1 protein-coding gene is annotated in these 249 nt (G+C 37.3%); it reads left to right on the forward strand.

All coding sequences use genetic code 11. The annotated features are described in order from the left end of the window. Positions 1-249: sulfatase-like hydrolase/transferase (locus SB771_RS36075; protein ID WP_410722172.1), on the forward strand; the 249-nt coding region annotated here is incomplete at both ends.

Raw genomic sequence — 249 nt, forward strand, 5'->3', positions numbered from 1 at the left:
TTGATGAAACAAATGCAACACTACTCAATCACCTGGAAGAAAAAGGGGTTAAAAATAATACTATTATTGTTTACGTCTCAGATAATGGCTGGATATCAAATCCTGATAGATTAAACAGCTTTTTACCACGCTCAAAACAAAGCCCCAGTGAGGCAGGAGTTCGAACACCTATTATCTTTTCATGGCCCGATAAGCTTAAGCCGCAATTACGACATGACTTAATAAGTAGCATTGATATCGTTCCTACAT

The sequence above is a fragment of the Burkholderia sp. SIMBA_051 genome (assembly GCF_046534915.1).
Taxonomy (GTDB): Bacteria; Pseudomonadota; Gammaproteobacteria; order Burkholderiales; family Burkholderiaceae; genus Burkholderia; species Burkholderia ambifaria.